General features: G+C 72.5%; 5 protein-coding genes. All 5 read right to left on the bottom strand.

Translation table 11 applies throughout. The annotated features are described in order from the left end of the window. Window positions 1-12 precede the first annotated feature (12 nt). The 5 genes from AC07Q9_RS14605 to AC07Q9_RS14625 all read right to left on the bottom strand — a co-directional run bounded on the left by AC07Q9_RS14605 (window position 13) and on the right by AC07Q9_RS14625 (window position 16,476). On the bottom strand, window positions 13-12,624 hold the full coding sequence (locus tag AC07Q9_RS14605) for a filamentous hemagglutinin family protein (RefSeq protein WP_495310317.1): 12,612 nt from the start codon (window positions 12,622-12,624) through the stop codon (window positions 13-15). A gap of 139 nt (window positions 12,625-12,763) precedes the next feature. Further along, a complete protein-coding gene (locus tag AC07Q9_RS14610) occupies window positions 12,764-13,729 on the bottom strand; it encodes a FecR family protein (protein WP_495310319.1) in 966 nt (321 codons plus the stop codon). 73 nt (window positions 13,730-13,802) lie between these two features. Further along, window positions 13,803-14,348 (bottom strand): RNA polymerase sigma factor, encoded by a 546-nt coding sequence (locus tag AC07Q9_RS14615; RefSeq protein WP_307585164.1) that lies wholly within the window; start codon window positions 14,346-14,348, stop codon window positions 13,803-13,805. Window positions 14,349-14,358: 10 nt separating this feature from the next. After that, a complete protein-coding gene (locus tag AC07Q9_RS14620) occupies window positions 14,359-15,081 on the bottom strand; it encodes a TonB C-terminal domain-containing protein (protein ID WP_495310321.1) in 723 nt (240 codons plus the stop codon). 108 nt (window positions 15,082-15,189) lie between these two features. Continuing rightward, on the bottom strand, window positions 15,190-16,476 hold the full coding sequence (locus AC07Q9_RS14625; RefSeq protein ID WP_495310322.1) for a trypsin-like peptidase domain-containing protein: 1,287 nt from the start codon (window positions 16,474-16,476) through the stop codon (window positions 15,190-15,192). Window positions 16,477-16,488 lie beyond the last annotated feature (12 nt).

Consider the following 16,488-nt stretch of genomic DNA (forward strand, 5'->3'; position numbering starts at 1 on the left):
GTGCGTCGCCGGCTAGCGGCCGCGCGGCAGGCCGCGCCGTTCGGGCTCGTTCAGGCGCGTCAGCTGCGCGTCGGTGAGCGCACCGTGCCCGACCATCTGGACGAAGCCCGACGGGTCGTAGCTCGCCTGCTCCGCCGGCCTGCGCCGCATCTCGGGGGCCTCTGGCGCGCCGGACGCGGGCTCGTTGCCGAAGCCCAGCACGCGCACCGAGAACACCGACGGCAGGCTCTGGCGCGCCGCCGCGCGTTCGCGCTGCATCACGTCCTGCGCCGCCGCCGTGGCCTGCGACGCCGCGGCGCTGGCGTTGGTGAGGGCACCGACATTCACCGACGCCACCACCGGCAGCCCCGTGCTCTTGCCCTGCACCGCCACGTTGGCGGCATTCACGATCTGCAGCGCCGCCAGGTTCACGTTGCCCGACACGCGGATGCCCGCCTCGCCCGCGTCGATGGTGCCCAGCGGCGCGATCAGGTCGATGTCGCCGGCCGGCACCTCGGGAATCGGGTTCAGCGTGGCAATGCCCGCGCCCGTGCTCGGCACGTCCGATGACAGCACCACGTTGCCCCAGCGGTCGTACACGCGCTTGGGCGGCGTGTAGACCACCGTCGTCTTCGAGCCGCGACCGGCGTTGATGTCGCCCTCGGCCGACCAGCCCAGCACGCTGCCGCCGAAGGTGGTCATGATGCGGCTCTGGCCCAGCAGGATGCTGCCCAGCGCATAGAGCGAGATGTCGCCCGCCCCCTGCGTGATGACGCCCGGAATCAGCGTGCCCACCGCCTCGGGCGCCGCGCCCTCGATGCCGAACACCTGGCGCCCGCCCGGCGTGAGCATCGCGATGTCGCCACCGAACAGCGTGTTGACGCCGGCCGCGCCGAACATCGTGATGTCGCCCCTGTAGCTGGTGCCCGGAAACAGCGACGCGATCGCGTTGCGCCCGCGCAGGTAGCTGCCGTAGCGCACGCCGCGCTCGTCGTTGTATTCGCGCCCGCCCTTTTTCAGCTCCGCGAAGTACACGCCGCGCAGGTAGCTGCGCTGCTGTTCCGGCGGCAGTGCGTTGAAGAAGGCGAGCGCCTCCTGTGCGCCGCCCTTGCCGCCGTAGCCCTGCGAGGCTTCGAGCCAGTTCACGAGGTACAGCTGGCTCGCCTGCCGGTAGTCGTTGGCGAGCACGCGGCGCGGCGTGCCGGTGTCCGCGTCGAGGCGGGCTTGCCGCTGCGCCATCCAGGCCGCCGCGCCGTTGTCGTCGCCGCTGTAGCCAAGCTCGGCGCGCAGCCAGTCGCCCAGCGTGAGCTGGCGGTTGTAGTTCTTCACCACCTTGCCGGGCTGGTCGGCCAGCGGCTGGCCGCTCTGCATCAGGTGGGCCGGATCGAGGTAGCGCTGCGCAAAGCCCGCGTAGTCGGGCCCGTGGGCGCCCACGCCGGCCAACATCGCAATGCCCGCACCGGGCCGGCTGTCGCCCGGCACCACCGCGCCGAGGCTGCTGACCGAGGCCCTGTTCTCCATGCGGATGTCGCGCCCGGCCGTGATCTCCAGCGTGCCGGGGCCGGCCACGTTGAAGGTGCTGAACAGGATGTCGCGGCCCGCCGAAACCACCGAGATGTCGCCCGGCCTTGCGTGCGCGAACAGGTTGCCGCTGCTCTCGAAGTAGGCCTGTGCCAGGCCGTTCGAGGGCTCGGTCTGGCCGACGGGCGTGCCGCTCGCGACGATGTCGCGCCCGGCCCGCATCCACACCGGTTGCGCGCCCTCGTACCAGGTCTGGCCGGCACGCGTTGCGTCGTCCGGCCCGAAGCGCAGGATGCGCCCGCTGCTCACGCCGACCAGGTCGCCATGCACGGCGTAGAAGCGCGCCGGCTGCTCGCCCACCGCTTCGCCCGACACCGTGTTGGGGCCGAAGGCGAACAGCGGACGCACACCGCCGCCATCCAGGCGGTTGCCGCCCGACAGGTTGTCCAGCACCGTGCCATCGCCGGTCGTGCCCTGGAAGGCCGGACGCAACGGCGTCGCCAGCGCAGAGGCCGCCGCGCCCGACTGGCTGACGGTGTTGCCTCCCGCATAGATCGAGTCGCTGGCCAGGAACTCCAGCGTGCCGTGGGCCGAGGGCGCCAGCACCAGCGGCGTGCCCGTGCCGGTGTTGTCGAAGGTCGCCGCATCGCCATAGAACAGGCTGCCACTGGCGGCAACCGCACTCAGGATCGAGGGGTACACGAAGGCCGAGTCGGTCACGGGCACGCCCGCGCCACCCGTCACCGGCACCAGGTTGCCGCCTGCGCCGAAGAGGCGGATGGCCGTGTGCGGCGTCCACAGGGTGAACCAGCTCTGGCCCCGTCCTTCCAGGCCGTTGGCGCTGAACGGCGTGGCATTGGGGAGGTCGACGCGCGTCGGATCGATCACCCCCTTGACCACCAGGTCGCCACGCGTGGCGAGCGTGTAGTTCGCATCGCCCGGGGCCAACACGATGCCGCCTTGCGCCATGCCGCGGGTTGCCGTGTAGAGGTCGTAGGCGCGGGTCTCGCGGGGCGACTGCGCCCGCTCGGAGAGCCCATAGACCCGGGGCAGGCTGCCGAGGGTGCCGGCCTGCAGCTGCACGTCGCCCCGGAGGTTGACGATCGCCCCGTTGAGCCCGGCGTCGGAGTCGCCACCGGCACCCTCGACGTAGGGCGTGTGGAGCGGATTGAAGGCGCCTCCCACGCGCACGAGCACGTCGCCACCGCCCGTCAGGCTCAGGCTGCCGTCGGCCAGCACACGGCCGGTGCCGCCCACCGCCAGCACCAGGCCCTGGCTGCGCCGGCTGTCGGTGGACGAATCTGTCTTGGCGCCGCGCCGTCCCTGCAGGCCCGCGTTGCCGCCCACGTCCACGCGCAGGTCGCCGCCGCCCAGCGTGCCGAAGCCGGTGAAGCCGAGCAACTTGTCGGCCGCCCCGTTCGTGCCGACATAGGAGCCGAAGTTGATCCACCACGCCGTGGGCTGGTCCTGCGCGCCACCGAAGCTCTCGCCCGTGCCCTGGCGCCACAGCCAGTTGCCGATGGCGCCGCTGTTGAAGCCCTTGTCGGCCGGATTCGGCCGCCCCAAGCCGCTTCCCCCGGAGATCAGCGTCATGTCGCCGGTCAGGTCGCCGCCGGCCTTGAGCGTCAGGTTGCCGCCGGAGGCCGGGTACCAGGCGCGGGCCAGGCTCTGCGCGCCGCCGTCGACGAACTTCTCGTAGCCACCGCTCGCGTCGTTGAGCACCGTGCCCTTGGCGCCCACCGCGCGCGGCAGGTTGTAGGGGTCGCCGGCCCGCGTGGCCTGCGACGAGGCGCCGGCGGTGTACACGCCGAACAGCGAATCCATGCGCAGGTTGCCAGCGGCCAGCAGGTCGAGATCGGCCGCGCCGGTGCGCACCACGCTGAAGCGCGTGCTGCCCGGCAGGTAGCTGTACTCCGGGGCGGCGATGACGCAATAGCTGGGAAGGTCCACGCAAAGCTCCGGGTACTGGATGTCCGCGAAATCGATGGGCTTGCCAGCCATGCTCTCGTCGCCCACGAAGTTGATGGACCCTTCCACGCTCCACAACGCGCCGCCGGGCTTCAGCTTGCCGAACATGCCGTAGTGGCTGTCCGCCAGCCGCAGGTCGCCCCGGCCCGCCGCCGGATGCACCTGCACGATGCGGTTGTCCGCTGCGTTCAGGTCCGCACCCGCGGCCAGCCGCACCGACCACGACTGCGAACCTTCGGGCAGCATCGCCGCCGCGGCCCACAGCCTGCCGGCGCCGTCCGGGCGCAGGTTCACCGAAGTCACCCCGCCGGGCAGCTTGATGTTGGTCGCGGCCGGGAGCAGCGCGCCCAGCGGCAGCGTGAGGGCGCCGTTCAGCACGAACTTCTTGCCGTTGCCGGGCAGCGGCACGCCCTTGGGCCACACCACGCCCGACAGCGTGGCCGCCGACGGCAGGCGCATGCCGGCCCCCAGGCGGGTGCCCACCGGCAGCGTCACGTTGGCGCCGCCCACGATGCTGCCCGCTGCGAACAGCAGCGTGCCCGAGGCGTTGCGCACGTCGGCGCTCAGCACCGTGCCCACCTTCAGTTCGAGCGCCTTGGCCAGCACGCTGGCCACCGGCATCACCTGCCCGGCCCCGAAGGCCGTCGACTTGATCGGCAGGTCGTAGTTGAGCGTGCCGGCGCCTCCCTCGAAGGTCGTGCCGTCGGCCAGCACCACGCCGCCGCGCGGCACCACGGTGTCGCCGCGCAGCAGGTTGACGCCCGGCAGCAGCAGCCAGCCGCCGTCGTCCTGCGTGGCGGGCGGCGGCGCGAAGCCGTCGTTGACGCTGCCGAAGATGTCGAGGTTGCCGCCCGCGCGCAGGGCCAGCGCGCCCACCTCGCCCGAGCCGTACACGCCGGTCTTTTGCGTGTGCGGATTGGCGCTGGCGTAGCGGTAGCCCGACAGGTCGATGTCGCCCTGCACCACCAGGTCGCCGCCGGGGGTCTTGCTCACGATCTCCACGCCGGGGCGCAGATGAAAGGCGTCGGCGTAGCGCGCGTTGTTCAGGCCCGCGAGCTTGCCGTTCATCAGCGCGCCGTTGGCCAGCGCGTTGTCGATGAAGACGGTGCTCTGCAGGTGCTTGGCGTCGAGGTACGCCTGGTCGATGACCTGGTAGGGCCGGCCGGTGGCCGCCGCGTCGGTGCCGAAGCGGGCATCGTCGTAGCGCCACATGCCGTTCACGGCGATGGAGCGCGCGCCCTCGATGGCGAGGGTGCCGCTGGCGTCGATGCGGATGTCGCCTGCCGTCTCGCCGGTGCGGCCCGCGTTGAGCTCCAGCGTGCCGCGCGCCCGGCCGTCGTTCTGGCCCGGTTCGCCGCCCACCTGGGCATCGGTGCCGTGGCGCAGGTCGATGCGCGAACCCGAGGCCAGCGTGAGCTGCCCGTCGTTCGACGTGAGTTCGACCATCGCGCGGTTCGGCGAATCGATGATCTGGCCGTGGCTGTCCACGCGCAGCGTGCGGCCGTGCGCGTCGAGCACGGCGCTGCCGGCCAGCGTGAGGTTGTTCTTTGCGGCCAGGCTGATGCGGCCCACGCGCTCGCCGCTCGCGTCGATGGTGCCGGTCACGGTAAGGCTGCCGTTGTCGAGCGACACGTTCACCTCGCCGGCCTTCAAACCGTCGCCGATGGCGAGGTCGCCCTGGCGCAGCTGGAAGCTGCGCGCGCCGAACACGCCGCCGTCGTTCAGCCGCTGGTTGAGCGCCGCGAACTCGGCATCGCCGAGCTGCCGCGCGCGCACGTCCACGCTGCCCGCCGCGAACGGCACCCGCGTGCCGCCCGCGTCGTAGTGGCCGCTGCTCGCGCCGAGGATGCGGCCCTGCAGGTCGACCTGGCCAGCCGCATCGTCGAGCGCCATCGCTTTCAGCGTGCCGGCGCGGTTGTTCTGCGCCGAGATATCGATCACCGAGCCGGCCGCCTGCCGCAGGTTGCCGTGCAGGCTTTCGAGCACCACGTCGCCGCCGGCGCTGTATTTGCTCACGTCGTTGAACACCATCTTGCGGCCCGACAGGTCGAGCACCGCGCGGTCGGTCAGCGTGAGGTCGCGTTCGGCGCTCAGCGTGAGCTTGCCGCTGGGCAGCGCCACGGCGGTGTCGAGCGTCAGGTCGCGCCCGCGCAGGCTCAGCTCGGCGCCCAGCGCCGCATCGCCGGTGGCCGCCGCCGGCGCACCGGCCGGTGCGGCCACGCGCAGCGTGCCGCCCGCCGTGATGCGGTTCACCGAGCCTGCCTCGCCCGTCAGCAGCGGCGCCACGATGCGCAGGTTGCCGCCGCTGTACGCATAGCCCTTGCCCGCTCCGTACGCGCCCTGCGACTGGTAGACCGAGAGGCTGCCCTTGCCGTTCGCGCTCACGCGCTCGCTGGCCTTGAGGTTCACGTCGGCAAAGCCCAGCACCAGGCGACCCGCGTCTTCCAGGCCGCTCGGCTGGCTGTTGGGGCCGTAGCCGAACTCGATGTGCTCGGCCTCGATGTTCAGCGTGCCGCGGCCGGTGCCCGCGCCGTCGCGCACCACGGCAGCAGCCGCCGTGGTCGCGCCCTGCCACACCAGGCGACCGGTGCGGATGGTGGCCACGTCGTCCGCGCCGCCCTGGCCGTAGATGGCGGGCGTGGCCAGCACCAGCTGCGCCATCGTCGCCTTGCCGGTGGCGGGGTCGATGGTGTCCAGCGCCGCGGTGCCGAAGAAGTTGACGCCGCCGCTGGCGCTCAGTTCCAGCGTTTCGAGCGCGGGCGCGCCGTACTGCCGGTCACCGCGCAGCAGGCGGTCGAGCAGGGCCTGGCTCATGGCCAGTCCCGGCGGCAGCGTGTGGTTCTGTGCGGCGGCGGCCAGCGCGGCGCTGTCGCCCACGTTGATGCCGCGCACCGCCAGCGTGAGGTGGCGCGTGCCGTAGCGCACCGCCTCGTTCATCTCGAAGCGGTCGGGCGTCACCATGGCGATGGTGCCTTCGGAATACAACTCGGTCTGCCCGCTGCACGACGCGCTGGCACACACGCCGATCTGCAGGCTGCGGTTGTCCGACGCGGCCTGGGTCTGGGGCACCGGCAGCGTGCTCACCCGGCCGTTGGAAACCATCACCATCTGGCCGGTCGCGGCGTAGACGAAGCCGTCGCCGGCATCGTAGGCGGCCTTGCCACGGCCGAGCGTGTGGATGCGCGCGCCCTGCTCGACCACCACGCTGAGCGGCGTGCCCTCGGTCACCGCGACTGCGGCCAGGAACACCTCGGGCGCGGACAGCACCGCCCCCTGGCGCAGCACCACGCTGTTCCCGCCGTCGCCGGTCTGGATGACGTTGCCGCTCTGCCCATAGTCGGCGCCCTGCAACCCGCCGATGACCAGGCGCGACGCGCCCATGCCGCTGAGCGCGCCCGCATCCAGCGTGACCCCCTGGAAGCCCGCCGTCGCCGACGCGCCGGCCGCGACGATCTCGAGGCCCCATTGCTCCTCGCTGCTCGTGGCCACCACGGAACCGCCCCGCCCGCCCGCGCCCACCTGGAAGCGTGCCGTGCCGTCGAAGCGGAAGGCATCGGCGCCCGCGCCGGGCGCGAGCTTCAGGTGCAGGTTGCGCGCGTCCGCCGGCAGCATGGCGCGCGGCACGCCCACGCGCAGCGCATCGGCGCGCACGAAGTCGGCGTAGCCCATCTCGTTGTATTGCGAGTAGCTGCGCAGCACCTCGCCCGACGTCACGATCGCCTGACGGAACAGCGTGTCGCCGATGCCGGTGCGGCCCACGCCCAGCTGCGCGGCCGTGAGCCACGAGCCGTTGCGCATCGCCAGCGTGCCGGTGGGCGCGCCCAGGCCGGCCGCGCCGTTCAGCTCCACGCGGAAGGCGCCCTGCTGCAACGCATAGGTCGAGGGCATCAGCGTGTAGGTGCCCGCGGGCAGGCCCGGCACGCCAGCGCCGATGGTGATGTGCTGACCCACGAGCGGATCGACCGCGCCCTTCTCTGCACCCGTGGGCGCCACCGCCGGCTGCACGCCGGGCACGATGGCATACACCGGGTTGGTCGCGAGCCCCGGCAACGTGAAGCCGCCGCGGGCGCCGACCTGCATCAGCGGGCTGAAGCGCGCGTCGGTCGAGCCGCCGCGTCCGCTCACGAAGCCCGCGCCGGTGAGGTTGCCGCCGCCCGACAGGTCGAGCGTGGCGCCTTCCTGGCCCTGCACGCTGGCCCCCATGAACGTGAGGCCGATCGTCTGGTTGCGCTTGTAGCCGTCGCCCGCGCCCACGCCAGTGAGCTTGACCTGCTTGCCGTCGTACAGGTAGTTGATGCCGTCGACCGTGCCGCCATAGGGCATGTTCAGCCCCTCGCCGCTCACCGAGGTGAGACTGCCGGGCAGCAGTTTGACCTTCGTGGTGAGCGCGTCGCCGAGCGTCAGCTGCCCGAGCGGCACCCGCACCGTGCCGCCCTGCTCGATGACACCGGCGCGCAGCGACAGGTCGCCGAAGGCCGAGTACGGCACCTGCGGGGTCGCGCCCGTGCCCTCGATGCGCAGCGCCGTGTCGGGCAGGTAGGTGCCGTCCGGCGTCAGGCCCGCGGACACGAGCGCCACCACGCCCGTGGCCGGGTAGATCTGCGCGGCGCGCAGGGTCAGGCTGCCGGGAACGACGAGGCTCGTGGAAACGCCGACGTCTTGCCTGCCCTGCAGGAAGCGCAGGTCGCCGGTGCTGGCCAGCGTGACATGGCCGAAGGCGGCCAGGTCGACCGTGGGCGCTTCGCTCGCGCCGTCGAGCACCGGGACCTTGCCGTTGACGCCGAAACCCATGCCGTCGCGGATGTCGATCAGCTCACCGGCCACATCGAGGCGGGTGCCGGACGGCACGCGCACCACGCCGCCTTCGGCGACGGGCGCCCTCAGGACTTCACGCGAGAACGAAGGCATCGCGCCGGCCAGCCGCACGTGCGCGGCCGACAGCGCCACGTGCGCGTCGTCGGGCGCGTCCTTGCCGAGCGCGAGGCCGCCGGCATAGATCTGCAGGCCCTGCCGCAGGCGCAGGTCGACGCCGTCTTCAAAGGCGAGCGTGGAGCCGGCGAACAGCGAGAGGCTGTCGAAGCCGCCGCGCCGGACCGTGTCGGTACCCAGCCGGCCCTGGCCGTAGACGAGTGCCCCGTCGTCGACGCCGGCTTGCAGGGTGTCGGGCGCAAGCGGTGCGCCCTGCTCTACGCCCAGCACCAGCACGCGGTGCAGGCGCACACGGTCTTCCGCCTGCTGCAGCGGGTCCAGGTGCAGGCGCAGGCCCGGCGTGCCGAGCACCACCGCCAGCGTGCCGCCGGCCGCGCGCGCGCCGCCCGCGACGGCGCGCAGTGTGCCGTCCAACTGCAGCCCGTTGTACGACGCGAGCGAGATGCTGCCGCCATTGCTGCTCACATCGGTCGCGCCCATGCCGGGCACGTCGAGCACCGCATGCGTGCCGGAGGCATCGAGCAACGCGCCCGGGCGCACGACGACGAAGTTCTGCGACGCGGTGGCCTTGCTCCCCACCGGATCGATCTCGCCGCCGACCACGATGCTGCCGCCGTCGCGCACCAGGCCGTAGCGCTTGCCGGTGGTGTCGGTGGCGGTGGCCGCATGTGCCGACGCATCGAGCACCGCCTGCCCACCGATCCAGATCGAGCGGGCATGGGCCGTTGCATTGGCAATGTCCGATTCGAGGTCGGTGATGTCCACCGTCTTCAGCACGATGCGCCCGCCGTTCGCGCGCAGCGTGCCGTCCACCGTGAGCTGACCGGCGCTGCGCACCTCGATGGCCTGGCCCGGGTCGACGTGGATCGCCGCGCCCTTGCCCACCACGGCCTGCACCGTCGGCAGCTCCTTGGCTAGCGTGGTCGTCGTGCCGGCCTGCAGCGACAGGCTCGCGCCCTTGCGCTGCGTGAGCACGGCCTGGGTCGCGTCTTCCTGGTAGAGCGGCGGCGTCCACACCTCGAGCGCGTCGGCCGGACGGCTGCCGGTGGCGATGTCCTGCGCGTGGGCGCCGAAGCGGTACACCGGCATCGTCACGTCGATCTGCGCACCGTCGGCCACCGTGAGGCCGTGGTTGCCGATGAGCGCATAGCGGCTGAAGCCCTTGTCGAAAAAGCCGGCGTCGAGCATCAGCGTGTCGGCCCGCGCCGCGCCCGAGGTGTCGCCGATGGCGACGCGCATCGTCTGCACGGTCAGCGTGCCGCCGCCGTCCACGCCGTGGCCGCGCAGCACCGCGCCGTCGAGCGCGACATGGCCGCTGCCCGTGTTGAAGCCGTCCGCCTCGAGCGTGACGCTGCCGCCCTTGCCGCCTTGCTGTTTGGCCTTCGACAACAGCACCGCGCCGGACGACACGTCGATGACGCTGCCGGTGCCCAGCACCACGTCGCCGGTGCTGCGCAGGGACACGCTGCCGCCGTTGCGGTACGCCACGCCGCCCGCGTCGGCCGGGTTCGTCAGCAGGTGGGTCCACAGGCCGCGGGTGTCGAGCGTCGCACCGCCCGCGAGCACCACCGAGCTCGTGCCGCCGTCGGGCGCGGTGAGGGTGCTGGTGTCCTTCAGGTAGTTGAGGCTGATCTGCTCGAGCACGTTGCCCAGCTGGATGCCGCCGCCGCGCGCGACGAGGTCGGCGTTGACCTTCACGTTCGGGCTGTACAGCACGAGGTGGCCGCCATCGCCGACCTGCAGCGCCTTGTCGACCGCGATGCTGTCGCTGGCCGCGATGCGCACCGCGCCCAGTCGGAAGCCGCTGAGCTGCGCCGCATCGAGCACCAGCGTGTCGCGGCGTTCGGCTGGCAACGCAGTCGCGAGGTCGAGACCGGCCGCAATGCTGTCGGCCGTATCGCCCAGCACCACGTTTTTGATGCCGGCGCTGTCGAGCCGCCGGTGGATCGCACCGGCCGTCTTGTCGTAGTAGGCGTCGTAGCGGCCCACGACGAGCTGCCCGCGCTGCGCCACCGCGCCGGTCGACTGCTGGTAGCCATCAAGCCCGGCCTGCCGCGCCTGTGTCTGCCGGTCGCCCTGGAAGGTCTCGCCGACGATCTCGCCTTCGAGCACCGCGGCCTGCGTGCCGACGATGAGCAGGCCGGCGTCGCGGCCCACGGTGTAGCCGCTTTCCAGCCGCGTCTGCGGGCCGATCAGCGGGTTGTAGAAGAAGCCCGTCGTCTTCTTGCCCCAGCGCGCGTGTTCGTCTTCGAAGCCCTTGTAGACGCCCGTGTAGCGCAGGTCGCCCGGCGCCTTCGACACTTCGTAGAGCCGACCGTCCGCGCCCTTGAGCCAGCTCTGGTTGAGCTTGCCCGTGAGCACGTCGAGCGTGCCGCCCGAGATGTTGATGCTCGCGCCGCGCTGCGTGACCAGCTCGCCGCCGCTGAAGCCCACCACGCCGCCCTGCGCCATCCACTCGCCCACGCCGTGCGCCTGCGTGCCCAGGTAGCCGCCCACCTCGAGCAGGCCGCCGCCGGTGTACCAGCGCTCGCCCTGGTAGCCGCCGGTGCCGCCGGGCACGAAGACCAGCGAGCGCCGGTCGATCCACAGGTCGTTGTTGTTGAGGTTCTTGCTGTCGCGGTTGAGCGGCGCATCGCGCTGCTCGTTGCCCTGCACGTTGATCTTGATGTTGTTGGACTCCATCGCGAGCTTCACGCCCACCGCGCCCGACACGTCGATGCGCGCGCCCTCGCGCACGAGGCTGCGCTGCTTCGCGTCGACCACCACCTGGCCGCCGGTGGCCAGCGTGAGCGAGCCGGTCTGGAACTCGACCGTGCCGCCGCTGGCGACCTCGACGCGCGACAGGTCGCGGCGGTCGTTGCCCGCCAGCACGATGGTGCCGGTGCCCAGCTGGACCGCCGGCGCCATGAGCCCGGCGCGCTGGCTGTCGAGCGCGGTCGCGCCGCTGGTGTCGAGCACGATGGCCGTGGTGCTGCCTTCGCCGAGCGTGACCTTGCCCGTGGCGCCGGTCGCGTTCAGATGCACCGTGCCCCGTGCGTTGACCGACGTGCTGGACAGGACGACGCCGCCTTGCACCACCTCGCGGCCCGCCAGCGTGACGTCGCCGGTGGGCGCCTGGATCAGGCCCGAGTTGCGGACGAGGCCGGCCTTGCTGTCCGCGGCCAGCGTGACCGCGACTTCATTGCCGCGCGTGGTCGAGGTCTGGTTGCCGTCGGTGCCCACGCCCTTGCGGATGGTGAAGTGGTCGCCCGCCGCGAGCAGCGTCTGCCCGCCGGGCGTGGCGATCTCGCCGGCATTGTGCACTTCGGCGCCCAGCAGCAGCACGTAGCCGCCGCCCTGCGTGGCCGAAGCGGGTGCGGGCGTGGAAAGCCTGGCACCGGCCTGCACCTCGACGCGGCCTTGCGCGTTCCTGACGTTGGGCGCGCTGCCGTTGGCGTACACGCCGTGGGCCTGGAACTGCGCGTCGTCGATCTGCGCCGCCGCGGCCACGAGGTTGCGCGTGTCGACCTGGCTGCTGCCGCTGAACACGATGCCGTTGCGGTTGGCGACCATCACCGTGCCGTCGGCCTTGATCTGCCCCTGGATCTGCGAAGGCCGCGCCAGCGGGTCGTTCACCTTGTTGAGCACCGCCCAGTCCTTGCGCTGCGCGAAGGCCACGGTGGTGTTGCGCCCGACGTTGAAGGTCTCCCAGTTCAGGATGGCCTTGTCGGCCGTCTGCTCGACCGTGACGACCGTGCGGCCGTCGACCTGCTTCTGCGAATCACCGGTCAGTGCGCGGGCATTCGACCAGCCGGCGGTCAACGCATTCGTATCGACCTTCAGGCCGCCTTCGGCCAGGCCGTCGGGCACCGAGGGTTCGTTCTGCGCGGCGCGCCGCGCAGCCGCCTGTGCCGCCTGCTGCGCCGCGATGCCGCGCGCCGCCAGGTTCAGGTTGCCGATGGACTGCTGCAGCTGCTCGCTGGCGCGCTGCTGCTGCGCGAGCGGACTCGTGAGCTGCGCCGCCGGCGACCCGTTGGGCATCAGGCCGGTGGCCGTGGCGGTGGCCTGCGCCGCGCCCTTGGCGTTGAACCAGGTCGGGCTGAAGGCGCGCTGCGCATGCGCCGGCGCGGCGGCCGCACCGGCGGCCAGCGCCAGCGCCATGGCATGTGCCAGCGGCGAAATCCGGAAGCTCCTCGCCTGCACGGCAGCGCCCTGGCGGCGGCTGCGGTGTCCCTCGTGTGTGTTCATCTGACGCCCAGTAAAGAATGACATGCACCGGCACGGAATCCGTGCCCCTTACTGGACAGACCGACAGACGCAAACAAAACCGCTAAGTTTCTGGAGCAATCCTGAGCGCACGCAAGGGCCAATCAGGCTGTCACATTCATCAGCTAAGCAGCAGCACGCCACCCGGCAGTGCACGCACTTCAAGGTCGTACGAGCGCTGGATCTGCACCAGAACCGTGTCGAGCGAAGCGATGGCAAAACGCCCGCTGACTTCGCGCCCGGCCAGGCGCTGCGCCAGCAGCACCACGCGGCCCGGCCGGTAGCGGTTGATCTCCTCGATCACGTGCGCCAGCGGCGTCTGCCTGAACACCAGCACGCCGCTGCGCCAGGCCGAGGCCTCGCGGCTTGCCACAGCCGCCACCGGCCCGAGCGAACCCGCGTCGTACAGCACCTGCTCGCCGGCCTGCAGATCGCGCGTGCCTCTCGCGTGCGTGACGCGCACGCGCCCTTCGAGGCAGGTCACGCAGCCCCGGCCCGCGAGGTAGCGCACCTCGAAGCGGCCGGCCTGCGCCTCGCTGCGGGCCGCGCCCGCCACGACGCCGAAGGGCTGCGGCCCGGCCACCAGGTCGACCGCCGCCTCGCCCGCGATCAGGTCGATGCCGACGACGCGGCCCTCGACGCTGCGGCGCTGCACGCTGGTCTGCGTGTTGAGCATCAGGTCGACGCCCTCGGCCACCTGCACCGCGCGCTGCTCGCCGGTGGCCGTGCGGTAGTCGGCGCTCCATTCGCCGAGCGAGGGCCACAGGCCCAGCGGCGGAGAGACCACCGCCACGCCCGCGGCGCCGGCGGCGCCCACCGCCGCGCCGAGGAACGCGCGGCGCGCGGCCACCGGCCGCGGCGACACCACGGGGGTTCGTTGGACCTCGGCCGGCATGCCGCCGATGGCCGGGTCGAGCGCCTGCCACAGGCGCCGGGCCTGCGTGAGCGCAGGCTGGTGCAGCGGGTTGCCATCGCGCCAGCGGCGAAAGCCCTCGACGTCGTGCCGCGTGGCCGCGCCGGACGACAGCCGGCGCAGCCAGGCCTGCGCTTCGCGCAAGGCCTGTGCGTGGGCGTCGGACGGGGTCATCGGGGCTTCAACCCGTGCACGCTGAAAGATGTCGCATATCCATGAGACGGCTCTCGACGCGGTGAACCGCACTTTATTTTTCATGCGGCTCCTTCGCGTCGGGTGCGCGGTCCGCGCGGCCCATGCGGGCGGCGATGTGGTCATGCGCTTCCTTGAGTTCCTTCTCCACGGTGCGCAGCGAGATGCCCAGCCGCGCCGCCACCTCGCGCTGCGGCAGGTGCTGCCAGCGCACCATCACCAGCACCTGCCGGCGCCGTGGCGGCAGCCGCTCGATGAGTGCGCGCAGCGCGGCCAGTTCCGCGCGGTCCTGCGCGATCTGCGCGGGCCCCGGCGCGGGATCGGGGGTTTCGTCGAGCAGCGCCTCGATCTCGTCGGACGTGGCCAGGCGCCCCTGCTTCGCGACCTGGTCGTAGGCCAGGTTGACGGCCACGCGCAACAGGTAGGCGGCGGGGTCGTTCACGCCGTCGATGTCGTCGCGGCTTTCCAGGCGCAGCCAGGTGTCCTGCAGCGCGTCGCCGGCGCGCTCGGCATTGCCCAGTCGCCGCGCAAGCCGCTGCTTGAGCTCGTCGTAGCGCGCGACCAGGAAGTCGCGCAACGCGGGCAGCGCGTTCTCGGGCATGGCGGTGGCGTCAGTGGCGCACCGGGCACTCGAGCCCGGGCGTCTGCGAGCGCGGCAGGATCAGCATCGTGAGCGGCTGCGCCATGTCCGGCGGCGGCGCGCGGTCGATGCGCAACTGCCGCAGGGTGTCGAGGATGGCGTCGTCGCGCGCGCGCTCGCCGCTGGTGTGCAGCAGGAAGGCATGGGCGATGCGGCCGGTGCCGTCGATCACGAAGCGCATCGCCGCGCGGTAGCCGCCCGGTGCCGCGCGCGGGTGGGCGCACAGGGCTTCCCAGACGCGGGTCTGGACCAGCCCGTCGTAGCCGCGGTGCGCGGTGGCGGGCACGGCCTGCGCCGCATCAGCCGGCCGTGCCGGCACCGGCACTGCTGGCGCGAGCCGGAGCACGAAGGCGGTCGTGGCCCCCGCGCCGGCGTCGTCGGCGACCAGGTCCGTTCCCGCGAGCAGCGCATCGAGGGCAGCCTGCGCATCGAACAGGCCGTGCACGGGCGCGGCATGGCGTCCGGCCACGCGTTCAGCATCGAAGAACACGGGCAGTCCGGTCGCGCGGCCGTACTGCTCCAGCGCCCCGGCCAGCGGCTGGGCTGCGATGTCGAAGGCGATGCGCGCGGCCTGCGGCCGAAGCGGCGCCGCGTCGGACTGCGCGCGGGCGCTCATCCACGGCCCGGTCATGCAGGCGACCAGCGCGATGCCGGCCAGGGAGACGAGAGGAAAGGAAAGAGGTGCATGCCGCATGAGTTCGATACGCCCGGCGAAAGCCGCCGCCCGGGGGGCATGTCGAAGCGGATGCTAGGTTCGCTCCATGACGCTCGAATGACGCGGCCGGTCAGCGCGACGCCTTGCTCAGCACTTCGGCGACCCGGCCTGCGCGCAGATCGGCACGAAGATCCGCGCCCCCGCGCGCTGCACCAGCAGCGCCGCCGTGCCGTCGGCCCCCTCCAGCGCCTGGGCCAGGGCTTCGGCACTGTCGATCGGCTGGCCGTTGAGCGCCAGGATGACGTCGCCCGGCTGCACGCCCGCGCGCGACGCCGCCACGTTCACGCGCTGCACCAGCAGCCCGCCCTCCACGCGCAGGAACTGCCGCTCGGCCGGTGCCAGCGGGCGCACCGCGAAGCCCAGGCGCGAAGGCACCGAGGCCGCTGCCGCCGCGTCGCCCTGCAGGCGCGGCGTGTCGTAGCCCTCCACCTTCACCTCGACCACGTGCTCGGCGCGGTCGCGCCACACCATGAGGCGCGCGCGCTGCCCCGGCACCTGCTCGGCGATGAAGCCCAGCGCGTCGGCCGCCTGCACCACCTCGCGGCCCTGCACCGACAGGATCACGTCGCCGGTCTTCAGCCCGCCGCGCGCCGCCGCGCCGCGCGACTCCACGTCGGTCACCAGCGCGCCGGCCGGGCGCGGCAGGCGGAAGGTGTCGGCCAGCGCCTGCCCCACCTCCTGCACGGACACCCCGATGCGCCCGCGCGTGACGGTGCCGGTGGCCAGCAACTGGTCCTTGATGCGCATGGCGGCGTCGATGGGAATGGCGAACGACAACCCCTGGTAGCCGCCGCTGCGGCTGTAGATGCGCGAGTTGATGCCGATCACCTCGCCGCGCAGGTTGAACAGCGGCCCGCCCGAGTTGCCGGGGTTGATCGGCACGTCGGTCTGCAGGAACTGCATCGACTCGGCGCCCGGCAGCAACCGCCCCTTGGCGCTGACGATGCCGGCCGTCACCGAGTTGCCGAAGCCGTAGGGCGAGCCGATGGCCGCCACGCCGTCGCCGGGTTCCACGTCCGCCGGGTCGCCGATGCGCACGGTGGGCAAGCCGGTCGCGTCGATCTTCAGCAAGGCCACGTCGGCCAGTGCGTCGAGGCCGATGAGCCGCGCCCGGAACTCACGCCGGTCGGGCAGCTTCACGCGGATCTGCGTGCCGTGCGCGACCACGTGCGCGTTGGTGAGGATCAGCCCGTCGGCGCTCACGAGGAAGCCGCTGCCCAGGCTGCTCTCGTCGGCCTCGGCCGGTGGCGCGCGCAGCAGCCAGCGGTCGCTGAAGCGGCGCGCCGGCACCGACGGCCGCTCCACGCCGATGTGGACCACGGCCGGCCCGAAGGCCTTCACCAGCGCCGCGAGCCCCGGCACGGGCCAGGGCATGGCGGCGTGCAA

It is taken from the genome of Variovorax sp. GW821-FHT09A10 (assembly GCF_059418385.1).

Excerpts from the sequence above, each read along its gene's own strand:
- AC07Q9_RS14605 (WP_495310317.1), bottom strand. The coding sequence starts at position 12,624 with ATGAACACACACGAGGGACACCGCAGCCGCCGCCAGGGCGCTGCCGTG.
- AC07Q9_RS14610 (WP_495310319.1), bottom strand. The coding sequence starts at position 13,729 with ATGACCCCGTCCGACGCCCACGCACAGGCCTTGCGCGAAGCGCAGGCC.
- AC07Q9_RS14615 (WP_307585164.1), bottom strand. The coding sequence starts at position 14,348 with ATGCCCGAGAACGCGCTGCCCGCGTTGCGCGACTTCCTGGTCGCGCGC.
- AC07Q9_RS14620 (WP_495310321.1), bottom strand. The coding sequence starts at position 15,081 with ATGCGGCATGCACCTCTTTCCTTTCCTCTCGTCTCCCTGGCCGGCATC.
- AC07Q9_RS14625 (WP_495310322.1), bottom strand. The coding sequence starts at position 16,476 with ATGCCCTGGCCCGTGCCGGGGCTCGCGGCGCTGGTGAAGGCCTTCGGG.